The sequence below is a fragment of the Scytonema hofmannii PCC 7110 genome (assembly GCF_000346485.2).
In the GTDB taxonomy this organism is placed as follows: domain Bacteria; phylum Cyanobacteriota; class Cyanobacteriia; order Cyanobacteriales; family Nostocaceae; genus Scytonema; species Scytonema hofmannii.
Genome location: NZ_KQ976354.1, coordinates 7,364,283 through 7,381,432, shown reverse-complemented (window position 1 = coordinate 7,381,432; position 17,150 = coordinate 7,364,283). Strand labels below are relative to the sequence as shown.

Annotated in this window: 15 protein-coding genes; 6 read left to right on the top strand and 9 right to left on the bottom strand. The window is 41.4% G+C overall.

Annotation, left to right across the window (positions count from 1 at the left end; all coding sequences use genetic code 11):
- Window positions 1–12: 12 nt before the first annotated feature.
- Both iscB and WA1_RS30890 read right to left on the bottom strand, forming a co-directional pair.
- The gene (gene iscB / locus WA1_RS30895) at window positions 13–1,341 is read right to left on the bottom strand and encodes an RNA-guided endonuclease IscB (RefSeq protein ID WP_017740444.1); all 1,329 of its coding nucleotides are present in this window, start codon (window positions 1,339–1,341) and stop codon (window positions 13–15) included.
- Window positions 1,342–1,766: 425 nt separating this feature from the next.
- Entirely contained in the window at window positions 1,767–1,997 is a 231-nt protein-coding gene (locus WA1_RS30890) for an addiction module protein (protein WP_017740445.1), read from the bottom strand.
- Between the two features lie 269 nt (window positions 1,998–2,266).
- On the opposite strand from WA1_RS30890, the gene dndE reads away from it, so the two are divergent.
- The 6 genes from dndE to WA1_RS30865 all read left to right on the top strand — a co-directional run bounded on the left by dndE (window position 2,267) and on the right by WA1_RS30865 (window position 6,444).
- Window positions 2,267–2,647: a DNA sulfur modification protein DndE gene (gene dndE, locus WA1_RS30885; RefSeq protein WP_017740446.1), complete on the top strand. Its 381-nt coding sequence runs from the start codon at window positions 2,267–2,269 to the stop codon at window positions 2,645–2,647.
- Window positions 2,648–2,789: 142 nt separating this feature from the next.
- On the top strand, window positions 2,790–4,061 hold the full coding sequence (locus WA1_RS30880; protein WP_026134358.1) for an AmpG family muropeptide MFS transporter: 1,272 nt from the start codon (window positions 2,790–2,792) through the stop codon (window positions 4,059–4,061).
- Window positions 4,062–4,066: 5 nt separating this feature from the next.
- The gene (locus WA1_RS30875) at window positions 4,067–4,477 is read left to right on the top strand and encodes an RDD family protein (protein ID WP_017740448.1); all 411 of its coding nucleotides are present in this window, start codon (window positions 4,067–4,069) and stop codon (window positions 4,475–4,477) included.
- Window positions 4,478–4,663: 186 nt separating this feature from the next.
- Window positions 4,664–4,816 carry a hypothetical protein gene (locus WA1_RS58275; RefSeq protein ID WP_169886891.1) on the top strand — a complete coding sequence of 51 codons (153 nt, stop codon included), beginning with the start codon at window positions 4,664–4,666 and terminating at the stop codon, window positions 4,814–4,816.
- A 167-nt stretch (window positions 4,817–4,983) separates the two neighbouring features.
- Window positions 4,984–5,538, top strand: coding sequence for a GNAT family N-acetyltransferase (locus WA1_RS30870; RefSeq protein WP_017740449.1), 555 nt, complete (start codon window positions 4,984–4,986; stop codon window positions 5,536–5,538).
- 144 nt (window positions 5,539–5,682) lie between these two features.
- Window positions 5,683–6,444 carry a HEAT repeat domain-containing protein gene (locus WA1_RS30865; RefSeq protein ID WP_017740450.1) on the top strand — a complete coding sequence of 254 codons (762 nt, stop codon included), beginning with the start codon at window positions 5,683–5,685 and terminating at the stop codon, window positions 6,442–6,444.
- Window positions 6,445–6,511: 67 nt separating this feature from the next.
- On the opposite strand, the gene WA1_RS30860 is transcribed toward WA1_RS30865, so the two are convergent.
- The 7 genes from WA1_RS30860 to WA1_RS30830 all read right to left on the bottom strand — a co-directional run.
- On the bottom strand, window positions 6,512–7,846 hold the full coding sequence (locus WA1_RS30860; RefSeq protein ID WP_017740451.1) for a PQQ-dependent sugar dehydrogenase: 1,335 nt from the start codon (window positions 7,844–7,846) through the stop codon (window positions 6,512–6,514).
- Between the two features lie 107 nt (window positions 7,847–7,953).
- Window positions 7,954–9,075 (bottom strand): NACHT domain-containing protein, encoded by a 1,122-nt coding sequence (locus tag WA1_RS30855; RefSeq protein WP_051076994.1) that lies wholly within the window; start codon window positions 9,073–9,075, stop codon window positions 7,954–7,956.
- The gene (locus tag WA1_RS61395) at window positions 9,062–9,382 is read right to left on the bottom strand and encodes an NACHT domain-containing protein (protein ID WP_026134359.1); all 321 of its coding nucleotides are present in this window, start codon (window positions 9,380–9,382) and stop codon (window positions 9,062–9,064) included. Before WA1_RS61395 ends, WA1_RS30855 begins: the two co-directional genes overlap by 14 nt.
- A gap of 206 nt (window positions 9,383–9,588) precedes the next feature.
- A complete protein-coding gene (locus WA1_RS30845) occupies window positions 9,589–10,698 on the bottom strand; it encodes a response regulator (RefSeq protein WP_017740452.1) in 1,110 nt (369 codons plus the stop codon).
- A 147-nt stretch (window positions 10,699–10,845) separates the two neighbouring features.
- On the bottom strand, window positions 10,846–12,063 hold the full coding sequence (locus tag WA1_RS30840; RefSeq protein WP_017740453.1) for an EAL domain-containing response regulator: 1,218 nt from the start codon (window positions 12,061–12,063) through the stop codon (window positions 10,846–10,848).
- A 22-nt stretch (window positions 12,064–12,085) separates the two neighbouring features.
- Entirely contained in the window at window positions 12,086–14,935 is a 2,850-nt protein-coding gene (locus tag WA1_RS30835) for a PAS domain S-box protein (RefSeq protein ID WP_017740454.1), read from the bottom strand.
- Between the two features lie 314 nt (window positions 14,936–15,249).
- A partial coding sequence (locus WA1_RS30830) for a glycoside hydrolase family 10-like protein (RefSeq protein ID WP_148663006.1) occupies window positions 15,250–17,150 on the bottom strand: 1,901 nt, incomplete at its 5' end.

Below are 17,150 nucleotides of genomic sequence, written 5' to 3'. Positions count from 1 at the left end.
GAGTTGCCAAATTTATAATTTTGTACGCAGACCCGACCTTCTTTTTATGGATTTAACTTTGCCAACATTGACAACTTTGTTTTTAATACCAGGATAATTTTTCAACTTAACACCAGTGCCTAAGTTTTGCATCCCAATGACTTCATAAATTTTTCCTTCAAATTGAACAAAATCTTTGGGTTGATAGCGATAGCGCTGTTTTTTGATTCGGCGTTGTCCATCTGACGTTTTTTGTTTTCGGTACAGTCTTAGGTTCTCGCCATTCTTTTGCTTGTTGCGAGTTCTGCGCCCGGAAGATAGTTCGGAACCAGACTTAATCGACCCGTCTCGACTATCGATATATTTGGCATCATAGAACTGTTCCATTGAGCGTTTGTTCCGCCTAATTTGTTCTAACATCAAAGGTTCTGTTCTTCTTTGAGTTGTTCCACCTGCGATAACAAACGCATCATTATGATGAGATTTCTCTATGTTGAAATCTCTTCTTACTCCTTTAGTAATGTAACCATAAGTTACTCTATATTCACCTTCAAGAGTTAAGCGCCACCGCACCGTGGACATAAAAGTTTCACCTTTGAATGAATTGAGCTTTGGTTCCCAACCAAACAAGAATCCGTTCTTTTTATGGTTTTTGGGGGTATGGCACTTATCGCAAAGTGTTATCAGGTTTGCAGGTCTATCGGTTCTATCTTCTTTCCAGAATCCAATGTGATGCACTTGCAGAATTGGAGCACAAGACTTGTTTTTGCAGTTAGGATTCTGGCATTTATGCCCATCTCTATGAAGAATGTACTCACGAAGATTGTCAAAGTCGTATTGCTCGCCTTGCTGATAACCTACACCTTCAATAGTGCCGTCTTTGATTTTTTGGATGTCGAAAGAAGCAACCTCAACAACAACTTCTTTGACTGGAACAACACTTTTAACAAGGTCAATAATTTTGTGGTGAGTATCAAGTTTGTGCTGGGTGCTTGGGGATAACCATCCTTCTTTGCACTTGCGATTATTCAATCTTGAGGCACGATGTCGTCTTCTATTTCTTCTCTGCTGACGGTATTTTTTGCGTTCTGTCAAGCGTTCTGACATTCCTCGTAGCATTTGCACTTCGCCGCCAATCAATTCTTCTTTTTCATTGACAACACTGTAACCTATATTTTGATAGCCAGCATCAATACCTAAATCTCCTCTTTGAGTATAGCCACTAGAACCATAAATTAATTGAATAGTGAATGGCTCTCGACAATAAATGTTGGCTTTGCCAACATTTAAAAGCAACCGAGCTTTGCGGGGAGTTGTAGGCATTAATGGACGACCATGTTTGTTAACAACGTAAACTTTCATTTAGGATATTCCTAATAAGCAGGTAATCGCCTTTCGGCGTGGTCTTCTTCGCCAATGTTTTTCAAGGTTTCTTACTTGCAGCACTTCTCCTCTACCTGTAGAGATGTTTAACCACAAGCCGCAGTGTTTGGGACTAGAAGACAGGGCGCTACTCCCTATATCCCAAAGTGCCTATACATTCTTAAAAAACGTAGCAACCCTCGCACGGGCGGGTTACTGAGGCTAATGACGAACCTCTTAATTTCTTAAGAAGCCCACACTTACCGCTTTGCGGAAGTGTGTGGAGTCGTCACGTTCTCGGCTGCAATGCATAACTGCCAAAATGAGGATGTAATCTGGCTCGATTATGTATAAAATTCCATAGAGAAACCTACGGGTCATACATCGCCGAAGGTTCTCATCAATTGTGGGGTGAAAAACATACCTCATGGTTCAATTAGTCGTCTTACTTGTGCCAACGCATCTTCCCCTAGGATGGGTTGGACTAAACCTTCTCGAATTTCGTCTCTGCGTCTTTTGGCTTCAGTTATCCAAGTTGTCTGAATAGTTGAGTCGGTGTCAAATTCCAAACTCTCTACTAGCTTGTCAGCGAGAAGTGCCCTTGATGCATTGGGCAAAGATAATATCTCGTTCATCAGTTGCTCAATTGACTGCATAGCTCCTCGCAAAGTCTTAAACTCTAAATCTTATCATAACAAAAATTTAATGAATAGTGCGCTCTTCCATTGGATTAGAAGTCAGTAGATAGTAGAAAACCTTGACTTCGCTATAGACGAAGAAACCGGGTTTTTGGGATTACTGTGTCGGTGCTCTAGATTTATCCGTAAGGTAGTTTATCCTGAATTGTTTGCACTACAAGTGAAATAATCTGCATAATGTAGCTCAAACATAATGTTTTTCTTCATACCTACGCCTCTGCCTCCCCATGGAACCTCCTATCGATCGCATAAAACTCTCACAAACAGCAAAAGAGCAACTTATCAAACTCAAACGCAATACCAAAATTGAAAACTGGAACGTGTTGTGTCGTTGGGGTTTTTGTCGTTCTCTTGCAGAACCAACTCCTCCATCACCCGTACCAATACCTGCTGACAGCAACGTTGAGATGACATGGTGGGTGTTTGGTGGCGAGATGTCTGATATTTTGTTACTTGCTCTCAAGCAACGCTGTTACAACGATGGCTTTGGGACAGATAAAGAAACTCTTGCCACGCAGTTTCGCCTTCACTTACATCGCGGTATCGGTTACTTGGCTGGCGATCCCAATATTAAGAAAATTGAAGATTTAATTGAATTGGTAGTTTAGGGAGTGGGGAGTAGGGACAAGGGGGACAAGGAAGAAGAACCAATCCAAAATCCAAAATCTCCAATTCCCTATTCCCCACTCCCTACTCCCTACTCCCCATAAATTTACATTCATCCGGTTGCCGGAGGAGAATATTAAAACTGTGAAGACAATATTATCAATACAAAAGGTTTTTATAAGCCGCAAGATGGCGACTCTGTTATTACTAGGTTTTGCATCTGGGTTGCCATTGTTTTTAACAGGGACTACCTTGAAAGCTTGGATGACAGTGGAAAAGGTGGATTTGGCATCTATTGGGCTGTTTAGCTTGGTGGCTTTGCCATACTCCTTGAAGTTTATTTGGTCGCCTCTGATTGATAGGTTTTCACTGCCCTTTTTGGGTCGGCGGCGCGGTTGGTTGATTGCTCTACAGGTTGGATTGTTCTTAGCTATTTCTCTGATGGCTTTTCAACAGCCCAAGCAAGCACTACAACTTTTAGCTGTTAACGCCATTGCGATCGCCTTTTTAAGTGCAACTCAAGATATTGTCGCTGACGCCTACCGAACTGATGTCCTGAAACAAGCGGAAATGGGCGCTGGTGCAGCAATTTTTGTCTTGGGTTACCGAGTCGCATTGTTGCTTACAGGTTCTCTAGCGCTCATACTTGCTGATAGGATACCTTGGTCATCGGTCTACTTGTTGATGGCGTTAAGCATGGCAATTGGAATTTTTGGTACTCTATTGGCACCAGAACCAAAGCACATTAGCCCGCCAGAATCTTTAGGAGAAGCTATACTTTTACCGTTTGGGGAATTTTTCCAGAGACGGGGGGTATTGCAAGGCTTCTTAGTTTTGGTGTTTATTGTTCTCTATAAACTAGGTGATGCTTTCTTAAGCAGTATGTCAACACCTTTTTTGATTCAAACAGGGTTTACCCTCACCGATATTGGCGCAATTCAAACAGGTATGGGATTGATTGCGACGATTGTTGGAACTCTCGTTGGGGGAGCAATTTTGAGTCAAGTTGGTATTAATCGCTCCTTATGGGTGTTTGGCGTTCTGCAAGCTGTAAGTAACTTGGCCTATTTTGTACTCGCACAACTTGGTAAAAACTATCAGTTTTTGGTACTCACCATTAACATAGAGAACTTTTGTGGTGGATTGGGAACAGCAGCGTTTGTTGCCTTTTTAATGAGTCAATGCAATCAGCGCTTTTCTGCAACTCAGTATGCTTTACTTTCCAGCTTTATGGCTGTCAGCCGTGATGTTTTGGTTGCTCCATCTGGAGTTGTAGCAAAAAGTATGGGTTGGCCAACATTTTTCTTAATCAGTATCGTCGCTGCTGTACCCGGTTTACTTTTACTACCATGGTTTGCTCCTTGGAATCAACAACCAGAACCAATTAAGAGACCCGGACTTGACTATGAGGAATAAGAATTATGGGGCAGAAGTTCATCATTAGTACCGCAACAGTTATTCTTTTAATCACTGGCGTACTACTCGGCTACGTTCTTTCCCAGTTAGTTCTGGGATTTTTATCACTTAACTTGTTAACTTTTCTAGGAACATTTAGCCTAATTGTCATTTTTGGTACGCTGTATTACGTCTTATTTTGGGAATTCAGAAAGCAGCAGTCACCATCACCTCGACCTTCTTCTAATGGAAGTAAGCCCCAAAGTGATGAGCGTACACCTGATGCCAGTCTTAAGAACAAGCTGATTAGTCTATTATCTGGTGACGCTGCTACCGCCGAACGACTCGTTGAGCAGGCAAAGCAAGATTTCCCTGGTATGCCAGAAAATTGGTATTGGGAAAAAACTATTGCCGATTTGGAACGTGATCGCCGATAACATTTTAGATTTTGGATGCGTGGATTTTGGATTGAGTCATATCTACACTCGCTCTAAACTAACCATTTGTCACATTCTTTGTGCAAATTGGTATGAGGTCTCCAAAGTCGCTAGAATAAATTAAGACAGCTTAATATTTCTTAAGCTAGCGATCCTAATAATTTGCTGTTCTAAGCATTCTGTGTTATGGCTATTTTCCGACAGTATATTGCTCCTCTACTTGTAGTGCTTATATTTTTCGTTGCCCTTGTGGCAGTTAGCGCTCGCATCTTCCTACCTTCAGATATGGCTTCCCCTGCACCTATTGGGGAGTTGGGAATGTTAGTAGTTAGTGGTTAGTGGTTAGTAGTTGGTGGTTAGCTACTAACCACCAACTATTTTGACGAAAAAATAGAAAACTTTTCCCCAGTTATACCAATTTGAATAAAGAATGCGACAGTATAGTTGACCCAAATCGAGTCTAGACATGACTTTCTCAATCCAAAATCTAAAATCTAAAATCCAAAATGGTATCAGTTTTGGAATCGTTACTACCCAATTATGTTATTCGCCGTGGTTCTACTCTAGACCGCGCCCTATTGGTCAAGTTCATGCAACGAACTTACCAAGAACTTTTTCCAGAGCAACAGGATTTTTCTCATTTAGTACAAACAGTCGAGCAGTATTTCTCTACTGCAACACCTCTTTGGTGGGTGGATTTTGTAGGAACCAGGATCATAGAAACCAATTCACCCTCACTCCCCCACTCCCTCCCTCCCTCACTCCCTCACTCCCCCTCCTCTTCCCCCGTCGCCTGTATTTGGGTGGGAAATGCTATCGATCAGATACGGGGAACTCGTCACGCTCATATTTTTTTACTTTATGTTACACTAGAACATCGGCGACAGGGCATTGCTAAAGCTTTGATGCTTCATGTGGAAAATTGGGCAAAGGCTAGAGGCGATCGCCAAATAGCATTACAAGTGTTTGAGTCGAATGCAGCCGCCTACAATCTTTACAATCAGCTTGGCTATGCAACTCAATCACTGTGGATGTTTAAACCACTCAGTCGTGATGAATAAGACTATAAAGTGTCATCAGTAGGTGCAGGAAAGAGACAAGATCCCCGACTTCTTAAAGAAGTCGGGGATCTGAGTTAGCTATAGATCTTCACTTCTTGACACGAAGAGTTTTATATTAATCCCTATCAGGGATTTAAATACGATATGTATGACGAAGAAGACCATTACTTACTTGATGATGTAGAAATAGAACTTGAAAGCCCTCTAGACCACTTAGGACAGCTGACTGCGGAAGCAGAAACACCTAAGCCTAACCCAGAGGCAATGCTAGCTCTATTGGAACATCCCGAACCACAGCAAAGAATGCTAGCTTCTCGTGCTTTTTGTGACATAGAAGATGCACGAGCTATTCCGCATTTGATTCGTTTATTAACTGATACTTGCCCTTTGGTGCGGGTGAGTGCAGCATACGCCATTGGACGCAACCCTAGCCCAGATGCCGTAGAGCCATTGATTGCCCAATTAAACCGAGATTGGAATGGTTACGTGCGTAAAGGCATTGTGTGGGCATTGGGAAACTGTCGCGATCGCCGTTCTTTAACGCCCCTAACAGATGCGTTAAGAACTGATATTTCAGCAGTGCGTTTGTGGGCTGCTAGCGCCCTAACTCAAATGGCAAATGTCGGTTATGAAACAGTTGTGAGGGCAATACCTCCCTTGATTGAAGCATTGGTGCAAGACCCCGTTGCGCCAGTGCGAAGTAATTGTGCTTGGGCATTGGGACAACTATGCCGCGAACTCCCTTCTAATGTCGTCTATGCCACAGCTGTAGACGCTTTAATTCAAGCTTTTGCTGAAGACAAAGATTTAGGTGTTAGGGAGGATGCCAAAGCTGCTATCTTAGGTGTCGGTGATATCCGTGGACTCCAAATGGTGGAAACCCTCGAACTTGAGGGATGGTTTTAATTTTGTTAGTTGTTGGTTGTTAGTTGTTAGTTGTTAATAAAAACCACTAACCAATAACCAATAACCACTAACCCTTATACTGAATTCTATAAATCCGATTGTTGGCTTCCTCGGTGACCAAAAGACTACCGTCAGGTAAAACGAGTAAACCTACAGGACGCCCCCAAGTTGTCGGTACGGAAGGGTCAAGTAAAAATCCAGTGAGGAAGTCTTCATAGTAGCCTTGGGGTCTCCCTTGACTATCAAAAGGCACAAAAACAATTTTGTAACCAGTACCGCGATCGCGATTCCAAGAACCGCGAAAGGCAACAAAAGCACCGTTACGGTATTTTTCGGGAAAGGTCTGACCGTCATAAAACTGCAAGCCCAAGGCTGCTGAATGTGCTTGAAATAAAACATCTGGGGTACGAGTGCGGGCTGCTAAGTCAGGTCGTTTGCTCTGGTTACCTCTTGTTTGGCGGGGGTCAAGATTATTGGGTGTTAGGTACGTATAAGGCCATCCGTAAAATTCTCCCTGTTGAATGCGAGTGAAGTAGTCTGGGACTAAATCATCTCCTATACCATCTCGTTCGTTGACACTTGTGTAAAGTTCTTTTGTAACAGGGTGAAAGTCTAAACCAACTGGGTTACGCAAGCCAGAGGCAAAGGTTTGCCGTCCAGTACCATCTAAGTTCATAACTTGTACGGAAGCCCTTGGTAGTGGTTCTTCATCTACATTACTTTCCGAACCAATAGAAACGTATATTTTTTTACTATCTGGTGATGACACCACGTTACGAGTCCAGTGCTGATTGTATCCACCGCCTGGTAGGTCAGCGATCTTTTGTCCAGTACCACTGAGTTGCTGCTGACCCTGTTGGTAAGGAAATTTCAGGACAGCATTAGTGTTACCCAAAAAGAAGGAATTATCTGCAAAAGCCATACCAAAGGGAATATTGAGTCCATTTGCAGAACTAGCAAATGTCTCTTTAACATCAGCCACCCCATCGCCGTTGGTATCTTTAAGTAAACGAATGCGATTTTGTCTGGTTTCTGTCACCAAGACATCTCCACTAGGAGTTAAAGCCAACCAACGCGGTGCATCTAAACCATCTGCAAAAACGTTAACAACAAAGCCCTTGGGTACACTTAGAGTGGGTTTTGCTGGAATCGGTACGACTTGGGGTCCTTTTGAGGCACTTTCTGTTGCGAAAGGTTTTGGTAAATCTTTGAGGTCAATATTAATGGGTGTAGGAGACAGTGTTTTAGTCGGAATAACATTTTGTGTTTGTGCCGAATTCTGTGCTAGTTGAGCAGAGGGTGTAGAAGCTTGGGTTGTAGATTCTTCTGGGTAAGCACTGGTTTGATCGCAAGCCGGTGTACCCAGAAACAGAAACAGCAGCAACCAACGCAGAGATTTCATAGCAGTCCCCGTACTACTTTAAGGTACAATACCTTCAAGTTTAACGCTTGCCCACTGGTCACTGGTCACTGGTCACTGGTCACTGGTCACTGGTCACTGGTCACTGGTCAGGTGAACAAGCTTTCCTCAATCGATTGTCGCATTTTAGCATTTACGCGATCGCTACTATTCAGGCAATCAAAGAGCAATTTGTTGGCATCCCAGTACTGCTGTAGTAATTCCAACTCATTCTCTGTGAACTGCCAATTGTAGCCAATATCACGCTGACTGATGGCTAAATTTCGCAATTCTTCAGTCCACGTTTCTCCATTTGCCAACCACCATGCTTTGATAGTTTCCCTCTCTTCTATGGAATCGGGTAACTGGTTTTTTAGGTTTTGTAATGATGTTTGTAATAAAGAATTTTGCCCTAATAAGTGTTCCAAATCGAGAGATAGTTTGAGTGCAGACAGTCTTTGAAAGAAAATGTCCGCAGTCATGGCTAAACTGACTGTTAAGACATAAGTCAAAGCTAAATCCAAAGCTAAATCGATAACAAGTGTCGATGCAAGTCTGTTATCTAACAATAGAGTAAAACTTTGGTTTCCCGCTAGAGAATGGTTCGGAGGAAGACCAAGGGTGAAGTAGAAGGAACGCACGCTGGCTGGGTGATAAGATGCGATCGCATGGCAGCGCCGCTGTACCCGGCTTATCGCACTTGCCTTTTGATTTATCCATTTCAGAAATTGCTGTAATTTTTCATTTGAAGTGGCGAGGATCTGAATTTGTTGTTTGATCAATAACCACAAATCATCAGCAGAGTGTAGCATTTCCGCAACTAGCAAAAAAACTTCTTGCCAAGACTTTTCATTGAAATGAGTGGCAAATTCTTGCAATGTTTGAGGATTGGATGTTGCTATAATTTCTCTGGCTGTAAAATATTCATGAAAAGTTAAGTGGGAAAAAGAATAAATTCCTCTTGCTTGTTCCACTAAGAGTCCGTGCTGTGCTTCTATTGATTTCAACACTGCTGTACTATCTAGTTGCAAAGCGTCTACATCAGTCGGTGCTTGTGGTAAATGGCTGAGGTAATCACCAATGAGTTGCTGAATTCGACTTTCTGAAAAAAAATAATCGCCTTGAGCAAAAGTACTTACTGCTATACGACTGAGTAACTTGATTTTCTGTACTAAAGATAGATTTTGATAAAATTCATCGCGTTTAATACCTCTGGCTTCATCCCACCGCACCAACAACAAATGCTTTTTGTACTAAAGCATTGATATCTGTGGAATGTTCTTGTGTCTCATCTAAAATTGTTACGAGTTCAATATCGGGCTTTTGGACAATTTCTTCTAGATTTAAATCTAGTAAATTACAAATCTCGTGGAAGACGTAACGTTCAACAGGTTTACCACTAAAAAACTTCCAAATTGGTTGTCGAGTGTCTAATCCAACTTCAGATGCTAAATATTCTTGTGTCCACCCTTTGAGTTTAAACGCGTGTTTCGCTTTTCTTATGCCCTCAACTGATGCTTGGAGCGATCGCTTTGCCATATTCTATAGTAAATAATTTTTCGTCTATATTTTATACAAATGTATACGCACAGTAAAACAGCAAATCACACATAATCTCAAACATCACTAGTTCATAATGGTATCAAAGTCAGCCAATTAACCAATATATAAATTTAAACACGACTAGGCACTACCATAAAATCCGCTTACTGTGGATAATGCCTTAAGTGTTTTCTTTTTTGGCATTAAGCAAATGGAAGCAGTACTTGCACAATAGTTTTCTCTCCAGGCTGACTGTAAATTTGGAGTTCACCTCCGTGTAATTCCGCTATACGCTTGACAATGCTTAATCCCAAACCCGAACCTTGCTGTTCGTAAAGTTTTCGCTCAAATTGCCGATATGCGCCCAAGTCGGAAATTTGGGCGCTTGTCATACCTCTACCAAAGTCAGTAAATGATAAAGTGAATTTTTGGTCAGTAACATAACTTTCTACATAGATCTTAGTCCCTGGCAATGAGAATTTTAAAGCGTTATCCAATAATTCTTCCGTCATCCTATAAAGCCTGGTTTCACAAATTCTTAACATACAAGATTTTTGGAAATTGATATGTACATCTGTCCCACGTCCTAATTTTTTAGCTTTTTCGTTGATTAATCTTTGCAATCCCATTGTGGGAAATACAGCCTTGTGGTTTTGGAGTAACTTTATTCTCTGTGAATCCGTCGCTATGACTTCTAATTCTGCATAGAGTAAAAATTTTTGAATTAGCCTATATAGACGTTCACCCGATTTATGAATGCCTTCAGCCATTTCACGAATTTCGTGCGAGGTAAGGTTATCAACTTCTTTGATCAGAAGTTCTGAGAAACCCAAAACTCCATTCAGTGGTGTCCGCATTTCATGAGGAAGGGACATGGCAATACTGCTACGTAACTCATCCAGCTTTTTTTGTGATTGCTGACGAATAGCAGCTTGTTTTTCCAATCGAGAGGAAATAGCCGCAATTAATTCTAGCCTGGTAAAAGGCTTAGTGAGGTAATCATCTGCTCCCAAGACCATTCCTTGGCGCACATCGGCTTTTTCACATCTAGCAGTCAAAAAAATAAATGGAATTGTTGCTGTTAGCGGTTGTTGACGTAATTTCTGCAAAACATCATGCCCGTCTAGTTCTGGCATCATAACATCGCAGATAATTAGATCCGGCACTTCCTCATGAGCTAATTGCACACCGATTAGACCATTTTCTGCAGCAACAACATTGAAATTCTCATAAGTGAGTAATTCCACTAAATTTTGCCGCACGCTTGTCTCATCTTCTATTACTAGAATTTTGTGCATATTGTCATTTGTCATTTGTCATTTGTCATTTGTCATTTGTCGTTTGTCACTGCCTCCGTCTAATTATTTAAGTTATCATTTTATCAATTTTATTTAAAACATATTTTATTTTATATATAGTTATTTTTTAAGTATTAAATATCTTCCAAAAACAACTAACAACTAACAACTAACAATTAACCTTTTATCCGCTATTAACATTGTTTCAAACTCTGAGGCTGGTAAGGGACGGCTAAAGAGGAAACCTTGCATGGCGTCACATTTGTGAGTTCGTAAAAATTCTAATTCTTGTTCTGTCTCTACACCTTCAGCTATGACCTTTAGATTTAAATTGTGCGCCATTTGAATCAATGCTGTGGTAATTGCTGCTTTCTGGAGATCGCTGGCAACGTTTTGAATGAAGTAACGATCTATTTTTAATGTATTGATGGGCAGTTGTTTTAGATAAAGCAAAGAAGAATAACCTGTGCCAAAATCATCAATAGCAATTTGTACTCCTAAGGAGTTGACTTCTTGTATATTCTGAAGAGCACAGTCTACATTTTGCATAATCATGCTTTCTGTTAATTCTAGCCCTATGCGATCGGCTACTAGGTTATTGTTCAGTAAAAATTTAATAATCTTTTGACTAAATTTAGGTTCCATCAATTCACAGACTGATAAATTGACAGCAATGTGCAAGAAAGGAAATCCTGCATCATGCCATAATTTTGTTTGCTTGCACACACTACGCAGTATCCATTCTCCAATAGGGACGATTAAACCTGTAGACTCTGCTAAAGGAATCACCTGTGTCGGAGAAACCATACCCAATTCAGGATGTTGCCAGCGCATCAAACTTTCAGCTGCTATGATTTTACCAGAATTGATATCAACAATAGGTTGGTAATAAATTTGAAATTGGCGAAATTCTCGTTGTTCTAAAGTATGACGCAGGCACATTTCTAGCTTTTGTGCTTCTGGCGAGATAGCCTTGGTTTCATAGTTTGGCTTTATATATTGTTTCAGAATGGCTTGTTTGGATAAGCGACTGACGATCGCATTTAACAGTTCAGCTCGAGTAAATGGTTTGGTTAGATAGTCATCCGCTCCTAAATCCATGCCTTGACGAAAATCAGATCTGGCAGATCTAGCAGTCAGAAAGATAAATGGAATTGTTGCTGTCACTATTTGTTCGCGTAATGCAGTTAGTACGCCGTAACCATCGACTTCTGGCATCATGAGATCGCACAAAACTAGATCGGGCGCTTCAGAGAATGCCAGTTGTAAGCCGATTTTTCCATTGGCCGCAGAAATCGTATCATAGTTTTCTGCTTCCAATAGGTCTAAAATATTTTCTCTTACTGATTCTTCGTCTTCAATAACTAAAATTTTTATCATATTTTCCTTGGTTTGTCACTGGTCACTGGTCATCGGTCACTGGTAATCTGACAGTGAACCTTGTTCCTGCGCCAACTTGACTTGTCACAGTAATTTCACCTTTGTGGGTATCGATACACCTTTTGACAATCGCTAGTCCCAATCCCGATCCCTGGATGTGACTGACGTTTGTACCCCGATGAAATGATTCAAATATATGAGGTAGGTCTTCTGGTGGAATCCCAATCCCACAGTCTTGAATTTCAAAGATTGCTTGTCCAGCTTCTAAATGAAGACTAAATTGAATCAGATTACCCTCCGCAGAATATTTAATAGCATTTGATAGTAAGTTACTTAAAATATGCCTCAATAATTTTTTATCCATACGACATTTTATGGATTCATTTTGGCTTTTAAAACTAATTGTCTGTTGATTTTTAATATTTAATCCTGATTCCTCAATTATGTACTGACAATATTCAATTAAATCAAACTCTTCTAGAGCCAAACTCAGTTTTCCCGATTCTGCTCTACCAATTAACAACACATTGTCTAACATTTCTGTCATATGGTGGACTGCGTTTTGAATGCGTTGCAGGTGAGAAAGTTGTTTTTCCTGTGTCCATTTGTGACGGTAGTGTTGTAGCAATTCGGCTGAGGAGAGAATCGTACTTAAGGGCGTGCGAAATTCATGGGACGTCATGGCAATGAAGCGAGATTTGAGGTCGTTGAGTTCTTTTTCTTTTTGCAGCGCATTTTTTAGTTCCTCTTCAAGTTGCTTGCGTTCTGTAATATCGATCCAGTAACCAACGATTTCTAGTGGATTGCCAGTGTCATCTAACACAAGCTGGGCTTGGTCGTACATCCACCGAACACTACCATTTTTGTGAAAAAAGCGGTACTCGTAGTTAATTTGTCTTTGCTCAAGTAGTTTTGCCGCATCAGCAACGACTCTTGGCAAATCCTCTGGACAAACGCGCTCTATCCAAAAACCAGGCGTTTGCATAAACTCTTGTACTTCATAACCCAACACGGAAGTCACATTTTCACTGATAAATGTTGTCTCAAAATTGCCTGAAGGTTTGCAGCTATAAATGACTCCTGGGCTAGAGGAGAGTAAATAGTGCAGTCTCTCTTGCGATACCAATAGAGCAACAGCTGCCCTCTGTCGCTCTGTAATATCAGTTTGAATACTAATATAGTGTGTTAAATTTCCATTAGAGTCGTGAACCGGAGAAATACTTAACTCATTCCAAAACAGAGAACCATCCTTACGGTAGTTGCGTAAAATGACAGTACAGCTGTTTCCCTGAGTAATGGCATTGCGTAATTCAATTAAACCGGGCTGATTGTGATCATCATTTTGAAGAAAACGGCAATCTTTTCCCAGAACTTCTTCTACAGAGTAACCCGTGATTTGCTCAAACGCTTTATTGACATAAATAATTGGTGAGTTTGGCATTGTCACATCAGTAATGATAATGCCATTGCTGCTAGCTGCGATCGCGCGATCGCGCAGTCGAAGACTTTCTTCGGCTTGCTTGCGAGAAGAAATATCTTCAAATGTACCTAAGATTCCCATGACGTTACCTTCTAGATCGTGAAGTGGCACTCTAGTCGTCTCTAGCCAAGCTTCTTTACCATCTTTCCGCAGGTGAAGTGAGGCTACATGATACTCTGGGACATCATTCTCCATCACCCTAGCATCACATGCACAGTAATATTTAGCTTCTTCCTGGTTACGAACTAAATCATAATCAGTCTTGCCAAGAATATCTTCTGGGCTATCCAAGCCTATTATCTGAGCAAAATTGCGGTTGCAACCTAAATAGACGGATGTTGTATCCTTCCAAAAAACACTTTGAGGAATGTTATCCATGATAAGTTGCAACATTTCTTGAGATTGCCGCAATTGCTCTTCTACTAATTGGCGATCGGCAATTTCGTACATTAACTGTCGATTCATATCTCTCAAAGCTTTTGTACGCTCTTCAACTCGCATCTCCAGTTCTGCATTTGCTTGCACAAGGGCTGCTTGCGCTTGTTGTAATGCTCTTTCTACTTGTTTGGTTTCAGTAATATCAATTCCTACTAAAACTGTAGCTTGCCCTTGCTGGTACTTATGCGATGTAATCAAATAATTACGAACTGTGCCATGAACCTGCATATCAAAGATACGAGATGTCGCTATCTGCGGGCTAGCAACAAAATCTTGTATGAAATTAGCTATCTCATGATTGGTTTGTGTAAAACCCACCAATTGACCAACAAAGTCCTCAGTTGTTAAATTCAAACTTTCAGCTAAACGACGGTTCACTCCCAAATAGTGTCCATCAGCTCTCACCCACGATACAAATCCAGGCACTGCATCAATAACAGCTTGAAGTTGCTGTTTTGCCTCAGCATCGATAACAGCCGATTCTATCAAACTGAATTGTTCTTGGGTTTGCTCTAATGAACCTATAGTCAACCCTTCTCTTTCTAAAGAGTGACAGATACTTTCATATGTAATGACTCCAATTAATCGTTCCTCTTCATCTATAACGACTAGTGCAGGTAAATGATGTAGGCGTAATAGTTTTAGTAATGTTACTAATATATTGTTTTCTATTTCAGAGCGCTTCAGGGTAATCACGGAAGTCGCCATCACTTCAAAAATCTTAATTTCTTTAAAGTTAACCTCTGAAAAAGCTATCTGCACTATATCTTGCTCTGTCAGCAACCCCACCACTCGCATTTCGTCTAATACTAAGACAAAACCTGGTTGTAGCCGAGATTGACGCATAAGAGCAACTGCGTCCAACAAAGTTCCTTCTCCGGTAATAGTTGGAGGCGAAGGATAAATGACACAATCCAAACACGGTAGTGAAATATATTGAGCTAAGGCGTGCATAAAGGTTGCAATAGCCTGAATGGTGAAATTGTTGTATTATAGTGTTTTGTCTAACTCACGTCTTTTATTGTTACTTTGTCAAAAAACAATTTCTTGCGTATAAGCGCAGAAAAAGAGCATTAATTTATACTAAAATTGATTGTCAAAGGAATTGAGCTACAGCATTCCTAACAGAAACAGCATTTTCTTGTGGAACGGGCGTCCTCGCCCGTTCATTTGATAATAGAACGGGCAAGGATGCCCGTCCCACAAGATCCACAAAATTTATGTTTTATCTGCGTGCATCTGCGTGCATCTGCGGTTGCAATTTTCTCTTACTTGCGAACTTGAGCGCGTTCTCCATAACGCAATAACCGATCTATTGTAGTCAAACGATTTTCCCAAACTTTGACTTGATACAAATTTTCTTGAGATGGAGCACGCATCAATATTCTAAATTGAGACACAAAGCGAGCGAGTACGGCTTTTGCAGCAATCAAATTACTGGAATTCGGTTCTTGCGCTAGCCGTTCTAAAGCACTTTGTACAATATCTGCTTGAGAATGAAATGTTGCTAGAGTTGTGGAAGACAGTTGTAACTTATTATTTTGAAACAAAAATTTCCATTCCCGTTGTAAAGCAGAGTAACGGGTTGCAGCAGTTTTAAAAGGTTGGCGGTGAGGGATTAGTTCTTGTGGTTTGGGTTGAACGCTACCTTGAGTTGCACTAAAAACTTTATGTAGGTCATTGCTAAAGTTCTCGGCGGCAAATAGGGCGTAACCGATGACGGGCAAATCCCTCAGTAGTTGAATTTGATCGAATGCTCCCACTGTAGGCAATGAAAGCAAACGAATTCCGGGTACTAATAACGCCGATCCTAGTTGTGAAGATCTGATCCAAGGTTGTGCGAGTCGATCAAAACGAGCTGTCTCTAGAGCATAAGTCATGGGAACAATCAAATCTACATCCCCATTCTTTGCCCAAACTTCCCATTGTTGTTGAAGTTTTTGAACGCGTTCTTGTTCTTGTAGGGGAAATACAGCAGCTGACAAAATCAAATTCGGTCGTTTTTCTCGTAGTTGCTTTGACAGTTGTGCAACAAAAGTGTTAATTTGTTGCGTGCGAAATTCCGTCCACTTTTGCCATAATTCTCTGTCTTTTGGAGAAATACTGGCTGGATCTACACCAGTTTGTTGTTGAAACTGCTCTCTAGCAGCTCTGCCATAGCCATAAGTCCGGTTGGCAGAGGGGTCTTGGAAAGGATAGCGGATGTAGTCTAGTTGCAGACCATCTACATTGTAACGAGTGACGATTTCTTCATAGAGATTGATTAGGTATTGCCTTAACTGGGGATTAGCTGGGTCGAAGAATGGCTTACCCTGTCCGGCTGGAATCATCTGACCGCGATTGTCATAGCCCGCCCAATCAGGATGAGCCGCAAGCACTGGTCCTGGATACTCAGGGTTAAGGTTCAGTAGTGTATTATGATTTCTGTTACCTGCCGCAAACGCCCAAACCCAAGCGTGTAATTCTATACCTCTTTCATGAGCCAGCTTGACCGCAACTTCAAGGGGGTCCCATCCCTGAATGAGGGGGTTTTGCTGTGGTGCAATTTTACTCGGGTAAATTGTGTATCCGGCATTTACAGTTTCAAAAAATACTGTGTTAATTCCCGCTTGAGCCAATTTATCAAAAATGACGGCTAACCCTTTTTCGTTCTTAGCACGGACAATTGTTCCTCGATCAAGCCACACTGAACGGATTTCTGGTTGAGCAAGTCTTTGGTCGAGCGGAAATTGTTTCCATAAATTTGTCCTTGCTAGGAGCCACTGCTGACGAGCAAGCGCATAATTTCTTTGTGAAACTAATTGGGGCAAGTTTTTAGCGACTGTACGGGCATGATCTATAACTTGTTTTGGATTGGAAACAAGTGAGCCTGGTGTTGTTGATGCAACTTCTGTTTGTTGTGCCTTAGTCCCTTGGGTTGTGTTGGCGTTTCCGTTAATAATTAAAGCTGTCAAACGAGAACTTTCTACTCTACCAATCAGGTTTTCAAGTTCGTGCTGGAGTGCGATCGCATCTGATTGGCTAATTGGCGATTGCGAGCTGGGATCGACATTAAACCGTACCCGTTGTTCTAATTGGTCGATCGCTTCGTCTGACTTTAGTGGCGGTGCAATGTTGAGGCGGGGAGTAGGGAGTAGGGAGTAGGGAGTGGGGGCGGTGGGGAGAGGGG

Coding starts and splice junctions, on each gene's coding strand:
- iscB (WP_017740444.1), bottom strand. CDS start 1,341: ATGAAAGTTTACGTTGTTAACAAACATGGTCGTCCATTAATGCCTACA.
- WA1_RS30890 (WP_017740445.1), bottom strand. CDS start 1,997: ATGCAGTCAATTGAGCAACTGATGAACGAGATATTATCTTTGCCCAAT.
- dndE (WP_017740446.1), top strand. CDS start 2,267: ATGGAACCTCCTATCGATCGCATAAAACTCTCACAAACAGCAAAAGAG.
- WA1_RS30875 (WP_017740448.1), top strand. CDS start 4,067: ATGGGGCAGAAGTTCATCATTAGTACCGCAACAGTTATTCTTTTAATC.
- WA1_RS58275 (WP_169886891.1), top strand. CDS start 4,664: ATGGCTATTTTCCGACAGTATATTGCTCCTCTACTTGTAGTGCTTATA.
- WA1_RS30870 (WP_017740449.1), top strand. CDS start 4,984: ATGGTATCAGTTTTGGAATCGTTACTACCCAATTATGTTATTCGCCGT.
- WA1_RS30865 (WP_017740450.1), top strand. CDS start 5,683: ATGTATGACGAAGAAGACCATTACTTACTTGATGATGTAGAAATAGAA.
- WA1_RS30860 (WP_017740451.1), bottom strand. CDS start 7,846: ATGAAATCTCTGCGTTGGTTGCTGCTGTTTCTGTTTCTGGGTACACCG.
- WA1_RS61395 (WP_026134359.1), bottom strand. CDS start 9,382: ATGGCAAAGCGATCGCTCCAAGCATCAGTTGAGGGCATAAGAAAAGCG.
- WA1_RS30845 (WP_017740452.1), bottom strand. CDS start 10,698: ATGACAAATGACAATATGCACAAAATTCTAGTAATAGAAGATGAGACA.
- WA1_RS30840 (WP_017740453.1), bottom strand. CDS start 12,063: ATGATAAAAATTTTAGTTATTGAAGACGAAGAATCAGTAAGAGAAAAT.
- WA1_RS30835 (WP_017740454.1), bottom strand. CDS start 14,935: ATGCACGCCTTAGCTCAATATATTTCACTACCGTGTTTGGATTGTGTC.